Source organism: Amycolatopsis sp. NPDC004772 (genome assembly GCF_053601215.1).
This window is the reverse complement of the sequence record NZ_JBSGBK010000168.1, coordinates 1-5,428: the sequence shown is the minus strand read 5'-3', so window position 1 is coordinate 5,428 and position 5,428 is coordinate 1. Positions and strand designations below refer to the sequence as shown.

The following is a 5,428-nucleotide window of genomic DNA, read 5'->3' as shown; positions in this document are numbered from 1 at the left end:
GCGCCGCGACCGCTCTGAAACGAGAGCACTGCTCTCGGCGTTGAGCACTGCTCACGTTCAGGGCGTGGACGTGGACTGGACACCGTTCTTCCCGGGCGGCCGCCGCATCGACCTGCCCGCGTATGCCTTCCAGCGGGAGCGGTTCTGGCCCCGCGGCGGCGTCGCCCCCGGTGACGCCGGTTCGCTCGGCTTGGGAGCGCTGGACCACCCGCTCCTGGGCGCGGCGGTAAGCCTGGCCGGGCACGACGGCGTCGTCTTCACCGGGCGGCTGTCGGTGGAGACGCAGCCGTGGCTCGCCGGGCACGCCCTGGGCGGGACGGTCCTGGTCCCGGGGACGGCGTTGCTGGAGCTGGCCGTCCGGGCGGGCGACCAGGTCGGCTGCGAGGTCGTCGACGAACTGACCCTCGAAGCGCCCCTGGTCCTGCCGGCACGAGGCGGGGTGGCGATCCAGGTCTTCGTCGGACCGCCGGACGGAACGGGCCGCCGCGAGCTGACGCTGTACTCCACCCCGGACGACGGCGCGGCGCCGGGCCAGGACACGTGGACCCGCCACGCCGGCGGCCTCCTCGCCACCGGCCCCCGACCGGCGGCCGAGCTGACGGAGTGGCCCCCGCCCGGGGCCGCTGACGTCTCGACGGAAGGCCTGTACGACCAGCTGGAAAGCCTCGGCTTCACGTACGGCCCGGCATTCCACGGCCTGCGCCGGGTATGGCGCCGAGGCGACGAGACCTTCGCGGAGGTGGAACTCCCCGAGGAGTTCCACCCGGACGCAACGGCCTTCGGCTTGCACCCAGCCCTCCTCGACGCGGCCCTGCACCCTCTGGGCCTCGCCGCCCCGGGCCCCGACGACCCCGCCGGCGCTATCGCGGTCGGCGGCAGCCCGGCCAGCCCCGGCGAGCCCACCGGTGCTATCGCGGTCGGCGGCAGCCCGGCCAACTCCGGCGAGCCCACCGGCGCAACCCCGGTCAGCGGCAACCCCGCCAACTCCGGCGGCATGCCGTTCTCCTGGAGCGGCGTCACCCTGCACGCCGCCGGCGCCACTGCCCTCCGCGTCCGGCTCGCCCCGGCCGGGGACAACGCCGTCTCCGTCACGGTCTGCGACCAGACCGGCGGCCCGGTCGCCGCCATCGAATCCCTGACCCTCCGCCCCATCACCGCCGCCGCCCCCGTGCCGGACGGCTCGCTCTTCCGCCTCGACCGAACGCCCATCCCCGCCGGGCCGCCGACCAACGCCGTCTTCCTCGGCCGCAACGACTTCGGCCTGCCCACAGTGTCCGATTTGGACACCGACGCCGACCTCGTCTTCGCCCCCATTACCGCCGACGAGATCCGGCAAGCCACCCACGAAGCCCTCACCCTCGTCCGAACCTGGCTCGCCGAAGAACGGCCGGGCCGCCTCGTCCTCCTCACCCGCCACGCCGATACCGAGCCCGCGGCCGCCGCCGCGCGGGGGCTCGTCCGGTCCGCCCAGACCGAACACCCCGGCCGCTTCCAGCTGCTCGATCTCGACGGCTCCACCCCGCCCGACCTCGCCACCCTGCCCGAAGAACCGCAGGTCGACGTCCGCGACGGCGTCTTCACCGCCCCGCGGCTCGCCCGCGCCCACAGCGGCACCCTCACCATCCCCGGCGAACCCTGGCGGCTCACCACCACCGGCGGCACCCTCGACGGCCTCGTCCTCCAACCGGAACCGGCACCGAACCTCGCCGCGGGCGAAGTCCGGGTCGCCGTGCGCGCCGCCGGGATCAACTTCCGGGACGTCCTCATCGCGCTCGGCATGTACCCCGATCCGGCCGCCGTGCTCGGGTCCGAAGCCGCCGGAGTGGTCACCGAAGTCGCGCCCGACGTCACCGGGATCGCCGTCGGAGACCGGGTTTTCGGCCTGTTCACCGGTGCGTTCGGCCCCCACGCCGTGACCGATGCCCGGCTGCTCGTCCCGGTTCCGGACGGCTGGACCTTCGCCCAGGCCGCGTCCGTGCCCGTCGCCTTCGTCACCGCCTACTACGCCCTCTTCGACCTCGGGCGGCTCGAAGCCGGCCAGTCCGTGCTCGTCCACGCGGCCGCCGGCGGGGTCGGGATGGCCGCCGTCCAGCTCGCCCGAAGCGTGCACGCCGAAGTGTTCGCCACGGCCAGCCCGGCCAAACAGGACGCCGTCCGCGCTCTGGGCGTCACCCACCTCGCGTCGTCGCGGGACCTCGACTTCGCGGCGAAGTTCGCCAAAACCGACGTCGTCCTCAACTCGCTGACCGGCCCGTTCATCGACGCCTCGCTCGGCCTCCTCAAGCCCGGCGGCCGGTTCCTCGAACTGGGCAAGACGGACCTGCGCGACCCCGCGGACGTCACCTACCTCCCGTTCGACCTCGGCGACCCCGGTCCGGACCGCATCCAGGAGATCCTCCGCACCCTGCTGACGCTGTTCGCCGAAGGCAAGCTGCACCCGTTGCCCACCAAGGCCTGGGACGTCGTCCGTGCGCCCGACGCCTTCCGCTTCATCAGCCAGGCCAAGCACGTCGGCAAGAACGTCCTCACCGTCCCCGCCGCGCCGGATCCCGGCGGCACCGTCCTCGTCACCGGCGGCACCGGCACCCTCGGCGGCCTCCTGGCCCGCCACCTCGTCGCCACCCACGGCGTCAAGAACCTCCTGCTGCTCAGCCGCCGCGGCCCGGACGCCCCGGGCGCGGCCGAACTGGTCGCCGAACTGACCGCTCTGGGCGCCACGCCCCGCGTCGTGAGCTGCGACGTCGCCGACCGGGCGGAGCTCGAAGCGCTGCTCGGCCCGGTGCACCTGACCGGCGTCGTCCACACCGCGGGCGTGCTCGACGACGGCGTCGTCGAGTCGCTCACCCCCGAGCGGATCGACGCCGTCCTCGGCCCGAAGGTCGACGCCGCGCTGAACCTGCACGAGCTGACCCGCGACCGTGACCTGGCCTGGTTCGCGCTGTACTCCTCGCTCGCCGGGGTGGCCGGGGCCGCCGGCCAGGCCAACTACGCCGCCGCCAACGCCGCTCTCGACGCCCTCGCCGCCCGCCGCCGCGCCGAAGGCCTGCCCGGCGTCTCCCTCGCCTGGGGCCAGTGGGCCGAAGCGAGCGGCATGACCGCCGCCCTCGACGACGAGGACCTGTCGCGGATCGCGCGGTCCGGCATCGGTGCCCTCGGCACCGCGGAGGCCCTGGCGCTATTCGACGCGGCCCAGGTCGCCGGCGCCGCGTGCGTCGTCCCGGTCCGCGTCGACCTCGCCGCGCTGCGCGCCCAGGCCGAGCACCTGCCGGCTCTGTGGCACGGCCTGGTCCGGGTGCGGACCCGCCGCGCGGCCGGGCTGCCGTCCGGCACCGAGGGGCTCGCCGCGAAACTGGCCGGGCTCAGCGCCGACGACGTCCGCCGGTTCCTGCTCGACCTCGTCCGCACGCACGTCGCGGCGGTCCTCGGCCACGACGGCGCCGACGCCGTCGAGCCCGCCAAGGCGTTCAAGGACCTGGGTTTCGACTCCCTGACCGCCGTCGAGCTGCGCAACCGCCTCACCGCGGTGACCGGCCTGCGCCTGCCGGCCACGGTCATCTTCGACCACCCCAACCCGCAGGCCCTCGCCGCGCTGCTGCAGGCGGAGCTGGCCGGCGACGCCGGACCGGCGACGACGACGGCGATCACGACGGTCACCGACGGCGACCCGATCGCCATCGTCGCGATGAGCTGCCGCTACCCGGGCGAAGTGACGTCGCCGGAAGACCTGTGGCGCCTGGTCGAAACCGGCCGTGACGCCCTCACCGCGCTGCCCGCCGACCGCGGCTGGGACCTCGCGGCCCTGGGCGCCGCCGAGGGTGGGTTCGTCCACGACGCCGGCGGCTTCGACGCCGAGTTCTTCGGCATCTCCCCGCACGAAGCCCTCGCGATGGACCCGCAGCAGCGGCTGCTGCTGGAGATCTCGTGGGAGGCACTGGAACGCGCCGGGATCGACCCGCGGTCGCTGCGGGGCAGCAGCACCGGCGTTTTCGTCGGCGCCGCGCACCAGGCGTACGGTAGCGGCGTCGCCGAGGTCGCGGCCGGCGTCGAAGGGCACCTCCTGACCGGCAACGCAACCAGCGTCGTTTCCGGCCGCGTCTCCTACACGTTCGGTTTCGAAGGGCCCGCCGTCTCGATCGACACGGCCTGCTCGTCGTCGCTGGTCGCCCTGCACTGGGCGGTCCAGGCCCTGCGGCGCGGCGAGTGCGACCTCGCCCTGGCCGGCGGGGTAGCGGTGATGGCGCAGCCGGGCATGTTCGTGGAGTTCGACCGGCAGGGCGGCCTCGCCTCCGACGGCCGGTGCAAGGCCTTCGCGGAGGCCGCGGACGGCACCGGCTGGGGCGAAGGCGCCGGCCTGGTGCTGCTGGAGCGCCTGTCCGACGCCCGGCGGCACGGGCACGAAGTCCTGGCGCTCGTCCGCGGTTCGGCGGTGAATTCCGACGGCGCGTCGAACGGCCTGACCGCGCCGAACGGCCCGTCCCAGCAGCGGGTCATCCGCGCCGCGCTGGCGGGAGCCGGTCTGTCCACTTCGGACGTCGACGCGGTCGAAGCCCATGGGACGGGGACTTCGCTGGGCGACCCGATCGAGGCCCAGGCGCTCCTGGCGACCTACGGGCAGGATCGCCCGACGCCGCTGTGGCTCGGCTCGCTCAAGTCCAACATCGGCCACACCCAGGCCGCGGCGGGCATCGCCGGGGTGATCAAGGTCGTGATGGCGCTGCGGCACGGCGTCCTGCCCCGCACGCTGCACGTCGACGCGCCCTCGTCCCACGTCGACTGGGAATCCGGCGCGATCGAGCTGCTCACCGACGCGCGCCGCTGGCCCGAAACCGGCCGTCCGCGCCGGGCCGGCGTGTCGTCGTTCGGCATCTCGGGGACCAACGCGCACACGATCATCGAGCAGGCCCCGGCCGCTGCGCCTGCGCTGGAGCGCCCCGAAGTCCCCGGTCTGGTGCCGTGGCTGCTGTCCGCGCGTGACGCCGACGCGCTCGCCGCCCAGGCCGGCCGCCTTCGTGCGCACGTCGAGGCCAACCCGTCGCTGTCGCCGGTCGACGTCGGGTTCTCGCTGGTGAAGGGGCGGGCGGCGCTCGAGCACCGTGCTGTCGTGTTCGGCGAGGACCGTGAGGAGCTCCTGGCGGCGCTGGAGAACCCGCCGGTGACCGGAGTCGCGCGGCCGGACCGGCGGCTGGCGGTGTTGTTCACCGGCCAGGGTGCGCAACGGGTCGGGATGGGCCTGGAGCTCTACGAGCGTTTCCCGGTCTATGCCGCGGCCTTCGATGAGGTCCTTTCGCACTTCGATCCGTTGTTGCGGGCGGCGTTCGACGATCAGTCGCTGCTGGATCGGACGGAGTTCACCCAACCGGCGTTGTTCGCGCTCGAGGTGGCGCTGTTCCGGCTTTTCTCATCTTTCGGTGTGCGCCCGGACTTCGTG

General features: G+C 74.2%; 1 protein-coding gene. It reads left to right on the top strand.

Annotation, left to right across the window (positions count from 1 at the left end):
- Positions 1–64 precede the first annotated feature (64 nt).
- Positions 65–5,428 (top strand): SDR family NAD(P)-dependent oxidoreductase (locus ACWEF6_RS42660; RefSeq protein WP_449688161.1); only part of this gene is annotated, 5,364 nt, incomplete at its 3' end.